General features: G+C 67.0%; 15 protein-coding genes and 1 pseudogene. 4 read left to right on the forward strand and 12 right to left on the reverse strand.

Features of this window, described 5'->3' with window-relative positions:
* Positions 1 to 63: 63 nt before the first annotated feature.
* Both lipB and ACW7G3_RS11065 read right to left on the reverse strand, forming a co-directional pair.
* Entirely contained in the window at positions 64 to 732 is a 669-nt protein-coding gene (gene lipB / locus ACW7G3_RS11060) for a lipoyl(octanoyl) transferase LipB (RefSeq protein ID WP_456982788.1), read from the reverse strand.
* Between the two features lie 23 nt (positions 733 to 755).
* The gene (locus tag ACW7G3_RS11065; RefSeq protein ID WP_456982789.1) at positions 756 to 1,034 is read right to left on the reverse strand and encodes a DUF493 family protein; all 279 of its coding nucleotides are present in this window, start codon (positions 1,032 to 1,034) and stop codon (positions 756 to 758) included.
* 88 nt (positions 1,035 to 1,122) lie between these two features.
* Here ACW7G3_RS11065 and ACW7G3_RS11070 point away from each other — a divergent pair, with 88 nt between their 5' ends.
* The 4 genes from ACW7G3_RS11070 to ACW7G3_RS11085 all read left to right on the forward strand — a co-directional run bounded on the left by ACW7G3_RS11070 (position 1,123) and on the right by ACW7G3_RS11085 (position 4,463).
* Positions 1,123 to 1,737: a CDP-alcohol phosphatidyltransferase family protein gene (locus tag ACW7G3_RS11070; protein ID WP_456982790.1), complete on the forward strand. Its 615-nt coding sequence runs from the start codon at positions 1,123 to 1,125 to the stop codon at positions 1,735 to 1,737.
* A gap of 77 nt (positions 1,738 to 1,814) precedes the next feature.
* A complete protein-coding gene (locus tag ACW7G3_RS11075; protein ID WP_456982791.1) occupies positions 1,815 to 2,456 on the forward strand; it encodes a lysophospholipid acyltransferase family protein in 642 nt (213 codons plus the stop codon).
* On the forward strand, positions 2,453 to 3,400 hold the full coding sequence (locus ACW7G3_RS11080) for a phosphatidate cytidylyltransferase (RefSeq protein WP_456982792.1): 948 nt from the start codon (positions 2,453 to 2,455) through the stop codon (positions 3,398 to 3,400). The genes ACW7G3_RS11075 and ACW7G3_RS11080 overlap by 4 nt, the downstream gene beginning before the upstream one ends.
* Positions 3,401 to 3,635: 235 nt before the next feature.
* On the forward strand, positions 3,636 to 4,463 hold the full coding sequence (locus ACW7G3_RS11085; RefSeq protein WP_456982793.1) for a CsgG/HfaB family protein: 828 nt from the start codon (positions 3,636 to 3,638) through the stop codon (positions 4,461 to 4,463).
* 73 nt (positions 4,464 to 4,536) lie between these two features.
* Here ACW7G3_RS11085 and ACW7G3_RS11090 read toward each other — a convergent pair whose 3' ends face one another.
* The 10 genes and pseudogenes from ACW7G3_RS11090 to mreC all read right to left on the reverse strand — a co-directional run bounded on the left by ACW7G3_RS11090 (position 4,537) and on the right by mreC (position 19,027).
* Positions 4,537 to 5,445 (reverse strand): T6SS immunity protein Tli4 family protein, encoded by a 909-nt coding sequence (locus tag ACW7G3_RS11090; protein ID WP_456982794.1) that lies wholly within the window; start codon positions 5,443 to 5,445, stop codon positions 4,537 to 4,539.
* A gap of 45 nt (positions 5,446 to 5,490) precedes the next feature.
* Positions 5,491 to 7,641, reverse strand: coding sequence for a hypothetical protein (locus tag ACW7G3_RS11095; RefSeq protein ID WP_456982795.1), 2,151 nt, complete (start codon positions 7,639 to 7,641; stop codon positions 5,491 to 5,493).
* A complete protein-coding gene (locus ACW7G3_RS11100) occupies positions 7,638 to 10,622 on the reverse strand; it encodes a type VI secretion system Vgr family protein (RefSeq protein WP_456982796.1) in 2,985 nt (994 codons plus the stop codon). Before ACW7G3_RS11100 ends, ACW7G3_RS11095 begins: the two co-directional genes overlap by 4 nt.
* 88 nt (positions 10,623 to 10,710) lie before the next feature.
* The gene (locus ACW7G3_RS11105; protein ID WP_456973118.1) at positions 10,711 to 11,925 is read right to left on the reverse strand and encodes a D-alanyl-D-alanine carboxypeptidase family protein; all 1,215 of its coding nucleotides are present in this window, start codon (positions 11,923 to 11,925) and stop codon (positions 10,711 to 10,713) included.
* A gap of 93 nt (positions 11,926 to 12,018) precedes the next feature.
* Positions 12,019 to 13,353, reverse strand: coding sequence for a septal ring lytic transglycosylase RlpA family protein (locus ACW7G3_RS11110; RefSeq protein ID WP_456982797.1), 1,335 nt, complete (start codon positions 13,351 to 13,353; stop codon positions 12,019 to 12,021).
* Positions 13,350 to 14,507 (reverse strand): lytic murein transglycosylase B, encoded by a 1,158-nt coding sequence (gene mltB, locus ACW7G3_RS11115; RefSeq protein ID WP_456982798.1) that lies wholly within the window; start codon positions 14,505 to 14,507, stop codon positions 13,350 to 13,352. The genes ACW7G3_RS11110 and mltB overlap by 4 nt, the downstream gene beginning before the upstream one ends.
* A 64-nt stretch (positions 14,508 to 14,571) precedes the next feature.
* The gene (rodA, locus tag ACW7G3_RS11120; protein ID WP_456982799.1) at positions 14,572 to 15,681 is read right to left on the reverse strand and encodes a rod shape-determining protein RodA; all 1,110 of its coding nucleotides are present in this window, start codon (positions 15,679 to 15,681) and stop codon (positions 14,572 to 14,574) included.
* A pseudogene (gene mrdA, locus ACW7G3_RS11125) lies at positions 15,681 to 17,561 on the reverse strand (penicillin-binding protein 2); the annotation flags it as partial. The pseudogene mrdA and the gene rodA, both read right to left, overlap by 1 nt.
* A gap of 3 nt (positions 17,562 to 17,564) precedes the next feature.
* Positions 17,565 to 18,047: a rod shape-determining protein MreD gene (gene mreD / locus ACW7G3_RS11130; protein WP_456973108.1), complete on the reverse strand. Its 483-nt coding sequence runs from the start codon at positions 18,045 to 18,047 to the stop codon at positions 17,565 to 17,567.
* Positions 18,044 to 19,027 (reverse strand): rod shape-determining protein MreC, encoded by a 984-nt coding sequence (gene mreC, locus ACW7G3_RS11135; RefSeq protein ID WP_456973106.1) that lies wholly within the window; start codon positions 19,025 to 19,027, stop codon positions 18,044 to 18,046. Before mreC ends, mreD begins: the two co-directional genes overlap by 4 nt.
* Positions 19,028 to 19,153 lie beyond the last annotated feature (126 nt).

Consider the following 19,153-nt stretch of genomic DNA (forward strand, 5'->3'; position numbering starts at 1 on the left):
GCGGCGCACGGCAACAACGCTCCCGCACGGCCGCGACGCGCTGGTATCAGGCGTCCGGCCGCCTCACGCCGCAGCCAGCTGCTCCGGCAGTCCGCCGGCAGGCTCCAGCGCCAGGCCGAACTGCCGGGCCATCTCTTCCACCAGCACGGCGCTCACCGCCGCCATGCCCGACGGCCCGCCCACGTCACCCACCGAGGTGACCTGCATGCCCGCGTAGCCACAGGGATTGATGCGCGAGAACGGCTCCAGGTCCATGGCGATGTTGAAGGCCAGTCCGTGGAAGGTGCATCCGCGCCGCACGCGGATGCCCAGCGCCGCCACCTTGGCTCCGGCAACGTACACTCCGGGCGCGCCCTCGCGGCGTCCAGCGCCGATGTTCCATTCGGCCAGGGTGTCGATCACGGCCTGCTCCATCCGCTCCACGTACTCGCGCACGCCCAGCTTCAGCCGGCGCAGGTCCAGCAGCGGGTAGGCCACGATCTGGCCCGGGCCGTGGTAGGTCACCTGCCCCCCGCGATCCACCTGCAGCACCGGGATGTCACCGGCACCGAGCACGTGCTCAACCTTGCCCGCCTGGCCCAGGGTGAACACGGGATCGTGCTCCACCAGCCAGATTTCATCGGCGGTGCCGGCATCGCGCACATCGGTGAACTGCTGCATGGCCCGCCAGACCGGCTCATACGGCTGGCGGCCAAGCTCCCTCACCAGGGCGGCCAGGCCGCTTGGGGACATGCTTCCAGAACCGGCTTCCGGAATCACAGCGTCCACTTCACCTGCGGGTGCTCACGCAGGGCGGTATGCGCGGTTTCATATTCCTCGCGCGATGCGGCGCGGAAGCTCAGCCGGACGGACACGTACTTGCCGCCGCTGGAGCCGCGCGTGGCCACGGTCTCGTGCAGCACCGTGATGCCGGCAGCGATCAGCAGCTTCGGTATTTCGGTGTCCAGGGCCGCTTCCGCCGGCCCCATGGCGGTGATCTCGAACTCACCGGGGAACTGGAACCCGTGATCGGGGTTGTCGGATTTGATTTCCATCGACCGATTATGAGGGCCGCTGGCATCATTCCCAAGGGGTGGATCGCCGGGTACCCTCCATTGCTCTCGCCGGCAAGGAGCCACCGCGGTGTCGATCTACCTGCTCAAAGGACGGTTCCAGGACCTGCTGCGGCCGGGCGTACGCGCGCTCGAGCGCATGGGCGCCACCGCCAACCAGGTCACCGTTGCCGCAGGGCTGCTTTCACTGGCGGTCGCCGCGATGGTGTTTGCCTGGGCCCCCGCCCGCCCGCTGCTCTACCTGCTGCTGCCGGCGTGGATGTTGGCCCGCATGGCGCTCAACGCCGTTGATGGAATGCTGGCGCGTGAATTCGGGCAGAAGTCCCCGCTGGGCGCCTACCTCAACGAACTGTGTGACGCGGTATCCGACGCCGCCCTGTATCTGGCCCTGCTGGGTGTGCCGGGCGCCGCGCCCCTCTGGCTCTGGGCGATGGTGCTGTTCGCCCTGCTGACCGAATATGCGGGCGTGCTGGGGCTGATGGTTGGGGCCAACCGCCGGTATGACGGGCCAATGGGCAAGAGCGACCGGGCGTTCACCGTCGGCGCCGTGGGCATGCTGCTGGCCGGAGACTGGATCGGGGGAAGCGCAGTGAATGCAGTGGCGATCGGCGTGACCGCGCTGTGTGCCCTGACCGTGGTGCGGCGGGTCCGCGCGGGGGTGGCGGAGGCGCGCCTGGCTCCCTGATCACCGGGGAAGAAGCAACGGATCCGGAGGGAGCCGAAGCTTCACATTCGATTTGCTGGCCTTTGCAGGGGAGAAAGATGCTGGATGGATTGATTGCCCGGGGCTTCAGCGGCGCTATCCGCGCCTTGACCGGCGCGCGTGCGCTGTGGGAAGGCTGCACGCCATCGGCGGAGCGGCGGGTGTATTTCGGCAACCATGCCAGCCACGGCGACTTCGTGATGATCTGGTCTGCACTGCCCGCTGCGCTGCGGCGGCAGGTGCGCCCGGTGGCCGGGGCCGACTACTGGAACCGGGGAAGGCTGCGCCGCTACCTGATCCACCGCGTGTTCCAGGGCGTGCTGATTGAACGGAACCCGACCGCCCGCACCAGCGACCCCATCCAGACCCTGTGCGAGGCAACCGATGCCGGCGCCTCGCTGATCCTTTTCCCCGAGGGCACCCGCAACACCGGCGATGGATTGCTGCCCTTCAAGAGCGGCATCTATCACCTGGCCCGGCAGCGGCCGGAGCTCGAGTTCGTGCCGGTGTGGCTGGACAACCTGCACCGGGTGATGCCCAAGGGCCGGCTGCTGCCCTTGCCGCTGCTGTGCACCGCCCGGTTCGGCACTCCCCTGCGCCTGGGGCCCGGTGAAGACAAGCAGGCCTTCCTGGAACGCGCCGGCGCGTCGCTGCTTGCACTGGCCGGCGACGAAACGGCGGCACTGGAGGCGAAACAATGAAGGAAGTGTTGCGCGACATTCCGGATACCACCCTGCTGTTCGTGGGGATCGGCGGAGTGCTCCTGCTGGCGACCGCCATCGCCGAAATCCTGCGCTGGCGTGCCGCCGGTCCCAGCGCGGTGCTGGACAACCTGGTGGCGCGCATCCGCGCGTGGTGGGTGATGGCGGCAGTAGTGGGTCTGGCCTTCCTGGGCGGACGCACCGGGGTGACGGTGCTGTTCGCGCTGATCTCGCTGTTTGCCCTGCGCGAGTTCATCACCCTCACCCCGACCCGGCGCGGCGACTACTGGGCCCTGGTGGTGGCGTTCTACGTGGTGCTTCCCTACCAGTACTGGCTGGTCTACAGCGACTGGTATGGCATGTACACACTGCTGATCCCGGTGTACGCGTTCCTGTTCCTGCCGATCCTGTCGACCATTGGCGGGGACACCACCCGCTATCTGGAACGTTCGGCCAAGGTGCAGTGGGGACTGATGGTGAGCGTGTTCTGTATTTCGCACGTGCCGGCACTGCTCAACCTGCAGATCGCCGGCTACGAGGGCCGCAACCTGCTGTTGATCGCCTTCCTGGTGATCGTGGTGCAGTCCTCCGATGTGCTCCAGTACGTGTGGGGCAAGCTGTTCGGGCGCCGCTTGATCGCCCCCAACCTGTCGCCTTCCAAGACGGTGGAAGGATTCATCGGCGGCGTGGCATCCGCCTCGGTACTGGGAGCGGGGCTGTGGTGGATCACGCCCTTCGCGCCGTGGCAGGCGGCCCTGCTGGCCCTGGCGATCAACCTCATGGGCTTCTTTGGCGGACTGGTGATGTCGGCCATCAAGCGCGACCGCGGCATCAAGGACTGGGGCCACATGATCGAGGGGCACGGCGGCATGCTCGACCGCCTGGATTCGGTGTGCTTTGCCGCTCCGGTGTTTTTCCACCTGGTCCGCTACTGGTGGGTGTGAGCGAGGCAGCGGACCGGCGCGTGCCTGCCCGGTAATGCTGTGCAGCAGAGCCTGTCCCTCAAAGGGGTCGAACGGCGTTATAGGGGGTATCCCTTCGCCACCGAAACTGCTCGCCATGACAACACTGCTCAAAGTTTCCCTTCCGCTGGCCCTGCTTGGTGGCCTTCTGTGCACGGGCCCCGCGGAAGCACAGCGCGCCCAGGCTGAACGTGCCCAACGCACGGCGGAGATCCCCATGTGCAGCCGCAATCTCGGCGCCATAGCCGTGGACGAACCGCCCGGCCGCAACTGGTGGACCGGGCAGCAGCTGTCCTCCCCATCGGCGCTGATCAAGCTGTTCGTCAACCGCTCGCGCTGCTTTACCCTGGTGGACCGCGGGCGCGGCATGGAGCGCATGCAGGCCGAACGCAACCTGGCCTCCTCGGGCGACCTGCGCGGCGGCTCCAACATCGGCCGGGGTCAGGTACGTGCGGCTGACTACGTGCTCGTTCCGGACCTGATTTCGCAGAACGCCAATTCCAGCGGCAACCGCATCGGCGGCCTGCTCGGCGGAATGATCGGCAACCGCACAGCAGCCGCGGTGCTCGGCGGTATCGACATCAAGCGCAGGACCGCCGACGTGCTGCTGACCGTCACCGACATGCGCTCGTCCGAGCAGGTGGCCATGGCCGAGGGCCATTCCACCCATACCGACCTGGGCTGGAGCGGCGGCGCTGCAGTGTTCCGCGGCGGGCTGGCCGGCGGCGGCGCCACGGGCTACGCCGACACCGAGATCGGCCAGGTCATCACCCTCGCCTACCTGCAGGCCTATACCGACCTGGTCGCCCAGCTTGGCGGCCTGCCCGGCGACGCCTCGGCCGCCAACCACCAGCAGGCCGTGACCATGCAAAAGCCCGGTCGCCTGCTCCGCAGTGCCGATGGCAGCGGCGGCGCGGTGCGCGACCTGGACGTTGGCATGATGCTCTACCCCACCGGCAACCGCGCCGAACTGATGTGGGAAGTCGACGACGAGCTTGGTAACCGGGGCTGGGTCAACTCGACGCTATTTGGGCTGTCACGCTGAGCAAGCAGGCCCGGGCCGTTGCTTCCGGCCCGGACCCGCGCGCTTCGTCCGGTCAATTGGCGCGTGCGTGCTTTTAAATCGCGCCAGGTCGCAAACGTAGCGAATCGACCAGCTGATCCCAGAAAGTGGTGGCAGCCTTCAGGTCGGCAAAGTCTCTCCCGAGGCCAACGGCGCCCGGCTCCAGTGACAACGCAAGCTTGAGGAAAGGAGCGGCCAGAGAATCGGGCGTGCCCCGGAACTCCCACATGAACTCGTAGCTGTGCTCTCCGCCATCGTTCCCCAGCATTAACAGCTCAGCCCCCTGCAACCCCGCTGCCGCCCGCTCCGCCCGCCGCAACGCAAAACTGCCCTCGCCCACCGACTCCGGCCTGACCTCCGAAATTGACCGGGAGCGCTCCAACAGGGACGGCTCGGGATTGCGGGTCACAAAACTGGTGAAGGCCAGCTGCGTCCCGGGCGCTCCCCGCAGCTCAATTCCTGCCTCGACTTCCTCGCGGTTGAGCCTGCTTCCGGTCACGAAGCCCCTTTCGATGCAGAAACCGGTCTGTTCCGGCACCTCATCCACGCCCCGCACCCGCATCAATGACGAGAAGCGCTCCTGAGCCTCGCGTGCCGTTGCCCTAGCCTGCTGCGTGGCCGTTCCCTCGCCATCAAAGCGGAACAGGATCTGCTGATCCGGAAAATGCTGGAACTCCTCGTACCGGTACACGCGCCGGCTGGCTGAACTTGCCCAGGAAACAAGCACCTCGTGGAGTGGCGTTAGGGCATACCGTTCAACGAGCATCGGACCGCCTTCGGCATGCGACGCGGACTGCAGTTCCGCATGCCGCTTGCCCACGCGCGCCTCGAAGCCTTCATGACTCACGCCTACATCGGTGAACACACGCGTACCCGCAGTGATGTAACTCGCACGGACACGCGCGCCCTGCGGCACCACCATGAGGAAACGCCCAAGGCAGATGGTTCTAACTGAACGATGCACGGCGGAGACTCCCTGTCAGATGCGAATGATGAGCGTCATCCATGATCAACCCCAGTCTGCACCCTGGGCCAGCTTCACAAGAGAGAACAATGATGCCCACCTTGCACGATTATCGTTATAGGCATCTTGGTGCTCGTAGCCTTTGACCCGGCGCCCCTTGATGTCCATGACACGCTTCCCCGTGGCGTCGCTTTCTCCCTCATCACCAATTGCGAAGAAGGCCTCGACCCCAGTCCACGCAAGCGGTGAAGCCGCCGAGACATAAGGAACTGTCTCGTCCCCCACTCCGGACTTTGCTGCTGTAGCGGCCACTACGTCTGTTGGCGTAGGGGGCGCGTAGGACGTAATGACCACCTCATCAAGCAGGATACCCGGCTCGTCAGGAAGATAGGAGACAGGATCGGGAGACTGGGCTGGCACATTCGCCTTCAGCCCGAGAACCACCTTTCCATTGAGACTGTCCCCCCAGATGCCGTTGCGGTTGGCTGCCTCCAAGGTAAACCCAGCTCCCAGCTGGTTGCTCAGGTTGGTACGGAACACGTTGAGAATCTCCGCGGCATGGCGTCGATGCTCCACGGACTGTGTCCTTGAAGCCTGCATCCACTCGGGAATGAACTGTTGCTCCAAGCCCAATACCGTAGGTGAGGAGTATTCTTTGAAACTGTTCGTGACGTGCAACTTGGCCTTGAATCGTGGACCGCGAACGAAGAGTCCACCGAAGCTCACTGGCTCGGCACTGCCGACACTCCAGGCAACTTCGTCATAGGCCAGACAGTCCTTGTCGCCATCAGCGCCTACGTGCACATAGGCAGGCGAAGGACATTTTCCTTCGATCTGACCGTGGAACCTCTCGACCTCATCGATTTTCCTGTCGAACCCGGCGAACGGTTCCAGCCCACCGGTACGACTGTCGTATCCCGCAGCGTTCTGCGTGCCAGCCATATCCAGAGCTACGCCATTTCGTTCGGGAACAAGGCCATACCACTCACGGCTGCGATAAATTTCAGCGTACGGGTCCGAATCACGCGGCAAGTAATCGTCATTTTTACTTTTTCCGGCGCCCGGCCTGCGTGCACGCAACCATCCATTTCCGTCGCCTCCGTAGCGGGAGGTTGGGAGAAGCTCCAGACCACCGTTGGAATTGCTCAGCTGTGCAACCAGATGGATCGCCGTATTGCCTTGGGCAATCAGCTTCATAGCCATGCTGTCGGCGCCGGTACGCATCATCTTGTACGTCAGAGCAGCCCCTTCTGCCGGCATTGCACCGATTACGCTCCCGGCCACCCGCCCATAGTTGTGGATAGCGGAGATGGACCTAGCCACCAGACCACCCATCGAATGCGTCATCAGCAACACCTTCATGCTGGCAACTTCGGACTCGCCCAGCGTTTCGCGGTAATGCCCCATGACCTCGCTTTCAATAAATTCGATGATTTCGGCGCCGCTGTCAGCGTTGGAACGGATCCAGTTATATCCACCCGCCCAGAATTCGAACCGATAATTCGCTGCCTGCCTGATCTCTACCTCACTGAGCCGGACCGCGCCCTTTTTCTCGCCATATTCGGCAGGATCAGTGAGCATCCCGAACATATCGTTGCCGTGGGTCCACGCCTCTGAGACTTCTCCTCCCTGGACCATGCGATTGAGCACCGTCTCCAGATTCACCATTACCGGCTGGTAGGCAGACTGCATCAACGCGCCGAACCCACGGTGCCTGGCCTCTTTCTCGCTGATGGCTAGGTGCTTCCAGTCCAGCTTGAAGAGCGTGAAGTCCCGAAGATTCGGGAGTCTCAGACGGAGCCTCCGCTTTTCCTCCAGCTTTCCGGGCATGTTTTCCATGTCTACGCGGTAGTAGACCTTCCCCCTTGGGTCTACTTCTGTAGTCTCAGGATCCAGCCATCGGCGACGTTCCGCCGCCGTAGCTAGGAAAAAATCCTTCGCCCAGCCCACCTCCTTCCAGTTGCCGGAACCGTAGGTGAAAGAGTCTTTATTCAACGGCCGCCAGACACGCTTTCCGGTGTACTTGTTGCGTAAGTTCGTGCCCATGATCCCGGGGAGGAACACCACCGGAATCACAGGCCTGGGATCTGCCAAGACCACCATTTCCTGGGCGGTGGAGGCGGGACTCATTACGGTCTGGGCCGCCGTGGTAGCCCCTTCATCTTGCTGCCCCATCACTATCCGCCACTCGGTCATCGTCCCTGACCTCCATCGCTCTTGCGCAGCACCCTGACTTGCAGCCTTTCAAGCGCTTGGCCTTTCTGCACGGGCAGGCGCCCTTCGCCATCAGTCATGAGCCGGATACGCGCGCCATCCGCGCGCACGACCTCGACAGGCCAGTTACGAATTGGCTCGCCCGAATGCTCATAGCGGATGACATGCCCCTGATCGAACCTGGTTTCCGGCCAAGTGTTCATTTCCCTGCTCAGCTGAGTTGGTCCGGTGAAACTGTGCTTGCCCGCATGCACTTTGATCTCCCCCGGACAGGCAATAACGATGTTTCCGCCTTCGATCGTCAGGCTGGCGCCACCGCTGGTTGCCAGGTGCACGACCTTGCCGGCGGCCAGGTCCACCTCGGCGTTGGCGCTGACCACCTTGAGCTGGTCGCGGCTGCGGATGCGGATCTGGTTGTTCTGGGATTGCAGGTCGAGTTCGCCTTCGCCGGTCACGAGGCTGAGGGCTGTTTCTTCCGTCTGGCCTTCAACCGCTGCGGCCAGCATTCCGATGGCCTGGCCGCTGTGCAGACGCAGGTTTCCAGCAACGGCCACGTTGCTGGACTGGCCGCTGGCAAGAGTGAGCGTTTCGCCCGCCGACCAGGTCAGGCTCTGGCCTGCCACGAAGCCGATGCCAGCCGGGGCGGCCAGGCCCAGCAGGGCGTCGCCGGTGTGGGGCACGCGATCTTCCCCGGCCGCGGCGCTGCGTTCTTCGACCGCAGCCTGGGCGTCTTCCCAGGCTGCCTCCGGCACTGTGGCCCGGGCACTGGCAAGCAGGGCTTCCAAGGGGGCCTGGGCATCCACCAGCCTGGATGAACCGGCACTTTCCGCGCCTTCGTGTGCGGCCAGCTTCACGGTCTGATGGGTGGTGGCCGCCTTGGAAAACACTTCTCCCAGGCTACGCAGCTGGGTCAGCAGCGCGGCCGGGCCCACGGCATCGCCGGCGGGCGTGTCACCGGGCTTGGCGTAGGCGCTCAGCCACAGACCGGATTCGGCACGCACCGCACCCCATGCATCGGTACGCAGTTCGAAGCCCTCGCCACGAAAGCTGCCCCGATAGTTGTCGGCCTGGTGGATCAAGTGCCCGAGGTTGAGCTGGCTCGCCGCCTGGGTGGTCGCCAGCTGCAGGCGCAGTTGGCCGTCGCTGTCGTCGAATACCAGCCGGCTGTGGCCCTCGCCGCCCCACTCCTTCGACTGGATGCCCCACAGGGCACCCGCGTTGCGGTGCGCTTCCTCGCCCGCGCCCATTCCGTGCCATGCCGGGGCGTTGCCCCCGGCCAGGTTGGCCTGGGCGCTGGGCGCGTAGTCGCCGGCCAGGGCGTATGCCGACAGGTCCTGCTCCGCCGATTCGCCACCCGGCGTGGCTGCAGTGCCGGCTTCCCCCCGGCCGTTGTACAGGGCGCCAGTCACCAGCGGCCGGTCGATATCGCCTTCAAGGAAAGCCACCAGCACCTCCTGGCCGATCCGCGGCAGGAACTGGCTGCCCACGCCGGGACCGGCGTAGCGCTGGGCCACGCGCAGCCAGCAGCTGTCACGATCCTCGGCAGCGTGGCCCTGCTGCCAGTGGAATTTCACCCGCACCCGGCCCAGCTCGTCACTGTGCAGCTCCTGATGGCCCGAAGGGCTGGACTGCCCGTCCTGCCCGACCACAATCGCAGTCTGGTAGCCCGGTGCCGTGGGCCGTGGATTGAGGCGCTTGCCGGTGCCGTCATGCAGCACCGGGCGCCAGGGGCGGCTGCGGTCCACCGCCACAAAGGCATTGGCGTAACCCACTGCCTTGGCCTGGGGAAGCAGGTTCTGCCCCGCCACTTCTTCGCAAGCTTTCCCTTCCCAATCAGGCGCTTCACCCAGCTCCGCCTCCACGGACTCGCGCAGATCTACCGGAAGGTTGTTCACACCCAGATGGTGCAGGCGGGTCACCAGCAGCTCGGGCGGCGGCGAACCGGTCCCTGCCGCCGGAGCCTGCGTCAGCCGGAACCAGGTGCCGGTGCGCAGGGTTCGCGCCGTGCCGTGGCCCAGCCACTGTTCCCGCCCGGCCTCCGCGGCCTGCGCCATCAGCCGCGCATGACGCGCCGCCTGGCCGGTATCGGCAAACGCGTAGGCGCCCGACGGGTCGTAATCCTCGATGGCCAAGGCGTGGCCGGAAGCCTGCAGCGGCAGCTGTTCGGCAATTGACCGTACGGTTTTGTAGTCGTCCCCCAGCACCGTCATTCGATCCGCGCCAATCCTGCGCTGCAGCCCGATCCCCTGCACGCTGTCGCGCCGCTCGGTGCCGTCGCTGCGGTGATAGCGCAGTCCGCCATCGCTGGCCGAGGTGATGTCTTCCGGTTGGCCGGCACTGTCGGCAAACAGCACCAGCCGATGGCCTGCCGCGGCCTCGGCGTCTTCTTCCAGGCGCCAGCCCAGCCCTTCCTCGGCCAGCAGGCGCTGGATGAACGCGGCATCGGTTTCGCGGTACTGCACGCAATAGCTGCGGATCCGCGACTGGGCCAGGAACGGACCGACATTTTCATCCATCTGCCAGGCCGACAGCGGGGCATAGTCGGCGAACACCGTCTCTGCGATTTTGATCACGCTGCGGTTCTGGAATACCCGGCTATGCAGTCCTTGAGTCATCAACCAGGTCCATGGCACCAGGGTCAGCCGATAGCGCGCCAGACCACCATCAGCGCCCAGGCAGGCAGCCTCGCGCACCAGGCCGCTGCGGCCCGCAGTGCCTCCATCCGCCAGACGGGTATGCAGTGTGGCCGGCTGGCCCAGCCAGTCATCGAGTGGCAGGTCCGCCCGGGTGGACAGCACGTCCACCGTCCACTGGAACTCGCCGGCCAGCTGCTCATGGCCGGCCCAGCGTTCGACAATCAGCGGTGTGTCGGCGTCCGCAAGCTCCAACCGGTACAACCGGTTGGCGTCGTCAACACCGACAAGCGCGGCAAGCTGCGCCGCCGCACCAGATGCTCCATGCATGGTGTGCTCCCTGGCCCGAGGCCATCCTTGCTCAGGATAATGCCACCGGCAGGCACCGCGTCAAGCTGCCGGCGTGCCGGCCGGGCGCTCAGTCGGATTGCCACCACATCAGGAACTCGTGCCACAGGCGCTTGAAGAATCCGGCGCGCTCCACCGTTTCCAGCGCCACCAGCTCCCGCTCGGCGACCACTTCGCCATCCAGCTCCACCCGCACCTTGCCCATTACCTGGCCTTCCTCGACCGGGGCCACGAGGGTCTGCGGCACGTCCATCGACGGCTGCAGCTGGTCGTACTTGCCACGCCCGGTGCTCACCAGCAGCGGCTCCGCCAGGCCAAGGCGCACCTCGTTGGCGCGACCCTTCCACACCTTCTGGGTGGTCAGCGCTTCGCCGGCGTCGTACAGGCGGTGGGTCTCGAAGAAGCGGAAGCCCCAGTTGAGCAGGGCCATCGAATCATTGGCGCGCTGGTTCTCGCTGGTCGAGCCCAGGACAACCGAAATCAGGCGCTGGTCGCCGCGCTGGGCCGAAGCCATCAGGCAGTAGCCGGCGCCGGAATGGTGGCCGGTCTTGATCCCGTCCACGCTGTCATCGCGCCACAGCAACACGTTGCGGTTGCGCTGGGTGATCGGCCCGACGGTGAACTCGCGGATCTTGTTGTGCGCGTAGATTTCGGGATATTCGCCGATGACCGCCCGGCCCAGCACGGCCAGGTCGCGCGCGGTGGAATAGTGGTTTTCCTCGCTCAGGCCGTGGGAGTTGACGAAGTGGCTGCCGGTCATGCCCAGCCGCTGCGCATGTGCATTCATCAGCGAAGCAAAGGCCTCCTCGGTGCCGGCCACGTGCTCGGCCAGGGCGATCGATGCGTCGTTGCCCGACTGCACCGCCATGCCGATCTCCATGTCCAGCAGACGTGCGGTCTGATTGACCTCGAAACCGCTGAAGCTGCCGCCGGTGGCGGCGCCGCCCTTGCGCCAGGCGTTCTCGGTCATCATCACCTGGTCGTCTTCGGAGATGCGTCCTGCCGCCAGCTCCGAGGCGATCACGTAGCTGGTCATCACCTTGGTGATGCTGGCCGGCTCGAGCCGCTCGTCGTAGTTCTCGCCGGCCAGGATCTGCCCGGTCTCATGGTCCATCAGCACCCAGGCGGTCCCGGTGATCGACGGCGGGGGCGGGGTGGCCACCTCCGGCATGGCCGGCGCCGGAGCGGGCTGGGGCTGCGGACTCTGCGCCAGCGCCAGTCCGATTGCGGACACGGACAGGGCCACCATGGCGGTGGCGGCGAGGCGGGCGAATCGGGACTTCATCAACGGGCTGGCTCCTTGGACGCCACACCGGGACGCGGCGGACATTCGGACTGGAAAATCTGGGGAAAGGACAAGCGGACGCTCAGGACAAGTTTAATCCCGAACCACCTGGGGCTGCCCGAACCCAAGACCACTGAAGCGGGCGCTGAGTTCCGGCACCAGGGCCGCGGTGACCGGGCCCACGTGCAACCGCCACATTGCCCGGCCGCCACTGGAACCATCCACCAGTCGGGCTCCGGCAATGCCGGCACCCAGCAGGGTATCCAGCGCGCGCTCGGCATTGGCCCGGGCACCAAAGGCGGCCACCTGGAGGGTCACGCCGTCGTCCATTGCAGGCGGGGCCGGCTCGGGTTGCCCAGCAGCCCCCGCCGTCTGCACAGGTGCGGCCACGGCGGGCGAGGTGTCGGCTGCAGCCACCGCGGCCACTGCGCGCAGATCAATCTGCCGCTCCTCCAGCCAGGCATCGAAATCATCGGCGGTCATCACCCGTCCGCCCTGCATCATGTTGAAGCGGCGCTCGTGGGCGTATGCGGGGTCCGCCCCCTCGGCGATTTCCGGAACCGCCGCAGCGACGGCGGGTGCAGCCACAGCCGGGGCGGCCGACACGGAGGCGGTTGCTGGCTGAAGCACGCTGGCCTCAACCGTGGCCACCGGGAGCGCATCCACCAGTACATCAATTGCGCTGGGTGCTGCCGGCTCCACCGCGGCCGGGGGCTGCGCGGAAGGCGAAGCCGCCGCCACTGCGCCGTGCACATGGCGCGCATCTTCCCCCGGGCTGAGCGCACGCACCTCCACCTGGCCCGTGCCCTGGCGGTGCATGTCCAGCTTGACCGCCGCCGCCCAGCTCAGATCGACCACGCGCCCCTCATGGAAGGGTCCGCGATCATTCACCCGCACCACCACCGAACGACCGTTGTCCAGGTTGGTCACCCGGGCAAAGCTCGGCAGCGGCAGTGATTTGTGCGCGGCGGTAAAGGCGTACATGTCATACACCTCCATGTTGGAGGTCCGGCGGCCGTGGAACTTGTTGCCGTAGTAGGAGGCAATGCCCTGCTCGGCGAACCCGGCCGGCTCATCCTGCACCGTGTAACGCTTGCCCAGCACGGTATAGGGCGAGCGGTTGCCGTAGCGCGAGCGGGGCTCGTCAACGACCTCGGGCTCGGGAATGGCGTCTACATCGGGGATGTAGTCCGGCGCGGTATCGCGGATGTGCGGCGCATACAGACCGCCGGAAACGTAGTCACCGCGCTTGGAAAGATCTTCCTGCGCGGCAGGATATGGCGAGCGACGCGGCGGCTGGCTGCCATCCGTGCTGCCGGCTGCGGGTTCACCCACGCCATCCCCGGCCGGAGGTGGCTGCGGCTTCTTCGGCGCCCCGCTGCAGGCGGCCAGTGCAAGCGCGACAGCGGCAGCCGCAATCCGCCTCATCGCCCGGCGCCACCCGACCCTGCAGCAATTTCCTGCGCCAGCTGATGCACCGCCATGGCGTACATCGGCGAGCGGTTGTAGCGGGTGATCACGAAGAAATTCCTGTAGCCCAGCCAGTATTCCGGCCCGGCACTGCCTTCAAACGACAGCAGCGTGGCGCCCTCGGCCAGCGGCTCGCCCGGGCGCGGTTCATAGCCACGCTCGGCCAGCATCGCCAGCGGGTACACCGGCTCCAAGTTGTCGGGCTTGAATTCATCGGCGCCCGGAGCGCGCGTCGCCCGCGCTACCACCGGCGCGTCGCGCTCCCAGCCGTGGACCACGAAATAGTTCGCGATCGAGGCGAACACGTCGTCGAGGTTGTCGATCAGGTTGCGGTGCCCATCACCATCACCGTCCTTGGCCCACAGCCGATAGCTGGAAGGCATGAACTGCCCCAGGCCCATCGCACCCGCATAGCTGCCGCGCAGCGCCAGGACATCCAGCTGCGGCTCCTCGCGCTCAAGCGCGAACAGATGCCCCAGCTCGGCGGCGAAGAACGGCGCGCGCGGGGCATGGTCGAAGGCCAGGGTGTAGATCGCATCCAGGATGCGGTGGTTGCCAGTGAAACCGCCGTAGCTGGTCTCCACGCCGATGATCGCCACGATGTACTCGGCCGGCACGCCCGACTCGGCAGCCACCCGGTCCAGGGCCGCGCGATGGGTGGCGTAGAAGCTCCGGCCGCCGCGGATGCGCGCATCATTGAGGAAAATCGGCCGGTATTCGGCCCAGGTGCGGGTCCGCTCGGCGGGCCGTGACATCGCATCCAGGATGCTCTGGCGTACCTGCGCCTGGGCCAGCACCGTGCGCACCCGTGCGGCATCCGCGCCGTGGGTGCGCACCGCGTAATCAATGAAGTTGTCCACCCGCTGCTGGCGCGGAATGGAAGGATCGGTCACCCCGGTCGGCGCCTCGGGGCGCTGCTCCGGTGGCGGCGGCACCGGGGCCAGCAGCTGTGGCTCGGCCGGCTCCACGATGGGTTCCGGCAACGGCTCAGGCACCGGTTCCCGGGCCTCTGCGGCAGGCGGTGGAAGAGGGGCAGGCGCATCCGTCGCACAGGCGGCGAATGCGAGCACGATCAGGCACGGGGCCAGGCGGAGAACAGTGCGCGGATTCATCGGTGGCGAGGTTAGCATGCCGGGGCGAGGGTGCACGCCCCTGCGGTCCACCGTTCAGCCCCGGTCAGCCACGCGCCGGCCGGTGCCTGCCGATCGACATCACCACGCCCATGCCGGCCAGCAGCGACACCGCCGCCGTACCGCCGTAGCTGAGCAGCGGCATCGGCACGCCCACCACCGGCAGCAAGCCCGACACCATGCCGCCGTTGACCAGGACATAGACGAACATCGCCAGTCCCAGGGAGCCCGCCAGCAGGCGCGAATAGCCCTCTCGAGCCTCGCTGGCGATCCACAGGCAGCGCCCGATCACGAACAGATAAAGCGACAGGGTCACCACCACCCCGATCCACCCGAACTCCTCGGCGAGCACGGCGAAAATGAAGTCGGTGGTGTGCTCGGGCACGAAATCCAGGTGCGACTGGGTGCCTTCACCCCAGCCCTGCCCGGCCATGCCGCCCGAGCCGATGGCGATCTTTGACTGGATGATGTTCCAACCGGCGCCAAGCGGGTCGCGCTCAGGATCCAGGAACGTGAGCAGACGGTCCTTCTGGTAAGGCTGCAGCAGCCAGAGCCACGCCATCGGGGCAACTGCCGCCACCGCGCCCGCCACCGCCGCGAACCACCACCACGACAGTCCTGCCAGATACAGCACGAACAGTCCGCTCACCGCCACCAGCACGGCCGTACCCAGGTCCGGCTGCAGCATGATCAGCCCGGTCGGCAGGCCGATGATCGCCAGGCACACCAGCACCGCCCACGGCCGCGGCGGCGGACCTACCTGGTTCATGTACCAGGCCGCCATCATCGGCAGGCTCAGCTTCATCAGCTCGGCAGGCTGGAAGTAGAACAGCCCCAGGTTGATCCAGTGCTGGCCGTGACGCCCCGTGCCGATGAACAGCACCAGCACCAGTGGCACCAGCGACAATCCATAGGCCAGCGGTGCGACCGCCCGCAGCCGCAGCGGAGTCAGCCGCGACAACGCCCACATGGCCCCCAGCCCGGCGCCATATCGCAGCGCCTGGGCGGTGACCATCCGTGAATCCTGGCCGCTGGCGCTGTGCAGCACTGCCAGACCGATCACCATCAGGGCGGCCAGCGCGCCCAGCAGCGGCCAGTCGATGGTGCGGGTGAAACGCAGCCACAGGTCCAGCAGCCAGTGCACGATCACCCTCATGGCTGCGCGCCCGCATCGACAGGCGCGCCGTCTTCCGGCACGCTTTCCTCCACCAGCCAGGCGTCGAAGATCTGGCGGGCGATCGGGGCGGCGGTGACCCCGCCGTAACCGCCGTGTTCAACGATCACCGCAACCGCAATGGTCGGATTGTCGGCCGGCGCATAGCCCAGGAAGAGCGCCTGGTGACGCAGGTGATAGGGCAGGCTGCGCGGATCCACGCCGGCATTGCCGCGCCGGCCCACGCGCTGGGCGGTGCCGGTCTTGCCGGCCATCCGATATTCAGCGCCACGGGCCATGGCCGTCGCCGTGCCACGCCCGTGGATGGTGTTTTCCATGCCTTCCTGCACCGCCCGCAGATGCGCGGGCCGATCGGTGATGCCCGGGGCTGGGCGTCGGGCAGGCTCGGACCATGGCCGGTCATAGCCATCGCGGCGCGCGGCCAGCAGGCTCAGCGGATGCAGATCGCCGCCGTTGGCGATGGCCGCAGTGCCACGCGCCAGCTGCAGCGCGGTGGCGATCCAGTAGCCCTGGCCGATACCGGCGATCACGGTCTCGCCCGGATACCAGGGCTCGCTGCTGTGCCCGGCCTTCCACTCCCGGGAAGGCACCACGCCGGCGTTCTCTCCCACCAGCTCGATCCCGGTGGGTTCACCAAAGCCGTAGCGCTGCATGAAGCTGGCGAAGCGGTCGATCCCCATCTCGTAGGCCAGCTGGTAGTAGTAGTAGTTGATCGAGCGCGAGAGCGAATCGCGCAGATCCACCCAGCCCCCACCGCGCCCCGCATCGCGATAGCCACGGCTCTGGCCGGGGATGAAGAACTCGCCGGTGGAAAACACCCGCGTTTCCGGGGTGCGCAACCCGCTGTCCACACCGGCCAAGGCCACGAACGGCTTGATGGTGGAGCCCGGCGGTCCGCCGCCAAGCACGTTGCGGTTGAACAGCGGCCGTGCCGGATCATCCATCAGCTGGCGGTAGTCGGCGTGGGAAATTCCGTTGACGAACAGGTTCGCGTCGAAGCTGGGCAGGCTGACCATGCCCAGCACCTCGCCAGTGGCCGGCTCCACCGCAACCGCCGAGCCATGCAGCTCACCGAAGGCCTCCACCATCGCCCGCTGCAGGTCCACATCCACACTCAGGCGCAGATCGGCACCGGCTTCGGCCGGCAATCGACCCAGAGTGCGCAGCGCGCGCCCTTCCACGTTGGTCTCCACCCGCTCATAGCCCACCTGCCCGCGCAGCGCCTCATCGAACGAGCGCTCGATGCCGGTCCGGCCGGTGTACGGATACAGCAGGTGGGAGCTGCCATAGCGCTCCACATCACTCTCGTCGGTGCGCCCCACGTAGCCGACCACGTGGGCGAACAGCGCGCCGTGCGGGTAGCGGCGATTGAGATAGGGCACCACGTCGACGCCCGGGAACCGCCAGCGATCCACCGCGAACCGGGCCGCCTCTTCCTCGCTCACGCGCATTTTCAGGGTGAGCGGGTGAAACCCCCGGCGCGCCCGGCGCTGGGCGCGAAAGCGCTCCACATCATCCGGCTCCAGCGCGAAGATCTGCGACAGCCCGACGATCAGGTCGTCCGTGCCGGCTGCGTCCTCCGGAGTCACGTCCAGCCGGTACGCAGGCACATTGTCGGCCAGCACCCGGCCCTGGCGGTCGTAGATCAGCCCGCGCCCGGGCACCACCGGCCTGGGGGTGATGCGATTGGCCTCCGACTGGCGGGCGAATTCGCTGTACTGCACCACCTGCAGGCGAAAATACCAGCCGGCCAGCACCGCCAGCACCAGCGCTACGCCGATGAAGCCGATGAGCGCGCGAATCCGGAACTGCGCCGCCTCGGCAGCGGCATTGCGCAATTTTTCCCTGCTCCGGAACACCATGGCCTACCGCGTCCGCGGCCGGAACCGCAGCGCGTCCATCACCAGGCACAGCGGCACCCACAGCAACAGGCCCAGCGCAGGCGCCAGCCAGTACATCCAGGGCAGCTGGGCCACGCCCAGCGCCAGGTGCACGGCCGCGCTCACCACCCGGTCGTTCAGCAACAGGCCGCCGATGGCCAATGCCTGCTGGGCCAACGGGAAGAAGCGCAGCTGGCTGCGAAAGCGCTGCAGGATGAATGCCATCACCGTCAGCCGCAGCGCCTGCTCGCCGAGAATGCTGCCGAAAGCCAGGTCGGCGATCAGCCCCATGGAAAACGCGAAGCCAAGGCCCACGCGCTCGTTGTCTTCAAGCACCCAGTAGGCCACCACCAGGGCCAGCCAGTACGGCCGCAGCGGCTGCAGCCCGTCCGGCAGGGGCACCAGCCCCAGCAGCAGGGCCAGCACCACGCTGACCGGCAATACCCAGGAACTCGGCCTGCGCTTCACCGCGTCGTCTCCGTGTCCGCGGCGCCGGAGGCGTCGCCGGATCCAGTCGTGGTCGCTGGCGTACCGGGCTCTCCGGCGTCGCCGCCGGCCGCATCGGCCGCTTCCATGTCGTCCACGCTCCGGGGATCCGCGGCCGGCGGAAGTTCGACTTCGCGCAGCAGCAGCACGTCGCGACCGCGGTCGATCTGCGCTGCAGGCTGAACTTCGCCGACCAGGAACGCGCGGCTGTCATCAGGAGCCAGCGAGGTGATCGTGCCGACCGGGAAGCCGGCCGGGAAGCGCCCGCCCATGCCCGAGGTGACCAGCTCATCGCCCACTTCAACATCGCTGGACAGCGGCACGTTCGGCAGCCGCAACAGATCACTGCGGCCCTGCCCGTACGCCAGCAGGCGCACGCCGGTGCGCGCCACCAGCACGGGCACGGCATGGTCCACGTCGGTCGCCAGCAGGACCGTCGCGGTGGACGGGGTGGTCTGGATGACCTGCCCCACCACACCGCCAGCGTCGATCACGGTCTGGCCCTCGCGCACGCCGTCGCGGGTTCCGGCCCGCAGCATCAGCCGTTGCCGGGTCGGGTCAAGATCAATGTTCAGGATCGGGGCCAGCTGCACGTCCAGCCCGCCGCTGCCAGCGGCCCCCAGCAGTTCCCGCAGCCGCACGTTCTCCGCAGCCGCCGCCTGGATCCTGGCCAGTCTGGCGTTGACCACCAGCAGCTCGTTGCGCAGGCGGTGGTTGTCCTCACTCAGCAGGGCGCGGGTCACCGCGTCTTCGCGCACGCTGCGGCCCAGCCGCGACGGCAGTCCGGCCAGCCACCACACCGGCTGCATGGCCACGCTGGCGTGGGCGCGGACCTGGTCCAGCCAGCCCCCGCGGTGATCGGCCACGATCAGCGCCACCGACACCGCCAGGAAGGCCAACAGGCGCAGCGTGCCGGAGACATCACCGGGCCGGGGAGCGGCGGAACTGGCGAGAGAAGGCACGCTGAAGCCGTCGGTTCACAAAAAGGGGATCAAGGGGTCAGTGCCGCGGCACTGTGGCCCGCGACAGCGGGCAACTATCTCACGACCGGCGCAACGCCGCGGCCGGCGCCTGCCCTGCCGCCCCCT

This window comes from Luteimonas sp. A478 (assembly GCF_054052025.1).

Excerpts from the sequence above, each read along its gene's own strand:
- lipB (WP_456982788.1), bottom strand. The coding sequence starts at position 732 with ATGTCCCCAAGCGGCCTGGCCGCCCTGGTGAGGGAGCTTGGCCGCCAG.
- ACW7G3_RS11065 (WP_456982789.1), bottom strand. The coding sequence starts at position 1,034 with ATGGAAATCAAATCCGACAACCCCGATCACGGGTTCCAGTTCCCCGGT.
- ACW7G3_RS11075 (WP_456982791.1), top strand. The coding sequence starts at position 1,815 with ATGCTGGATGGATTGATTGCCCGGGGCTTCAGCGGCGCTATCCGCGCC.
- ACW7G3_RS11080 (WP_456982792.1), top strand. The coding sequence starts at position 2,453 with ATGAAGGAAGTGTTGCGCGACATTCCGGATACCACCCTGCTGTTCGTG.
- ACW7G3_RS11085 (WP_456982793.1), top strand. The coding sequence starts at position 3,636 with ATGTGCAGCCGCAATCTCGGCGCCATAGCCGTGGACGAACCGCCCGGC.
- ACW7G3_RS11095 (WP_456982795.1), bottom strand. The coding sequence starts at position 7,641 with ATGACCGAGTGGCGGATAGTGATGGGGCAGCAAGATGAAGGGGCTACC.
- ACW7G3_RS11100 (WP_456982796.1), bottom strand. The coding sequence starts at position 10,622 with ATGCATGGAGCATCTGGTGCGGCGGCGCAGCTTGCCGCGCTTGTCGGT.
- ACW7G3_RS11105 (WP_456973118.1), bottom strand. The coding sequence starts at position 11,925 with ATGAAGTCCCGATTCGCCCGCCTCGCCGCCACCGCCATGGTGGCCCTG.
- ACW7G3_RS11110 (WP_456982797.1), bottom strand. The coding sequence starts at position 13,353 with ATGAGGCGGATTGCGGCTGCCGCTGTCGCGCTTGCACTGGCCGCCTGC.
- mltB (WP_456982798.1), bottom strand. The coding sequence starts at position 14,507 with ATGAATCCGCGCACTGTTCTCCGCCTGGCCCCGTGCCTGATCGTGCTC.
- rodA (WP_456982799.1), bottom strand. The coding sequence starts at position 15,681 with ATGAGGGTGATCGTGCACTGGCTGCTGGACCTGTGGCTGCGTTTCACC.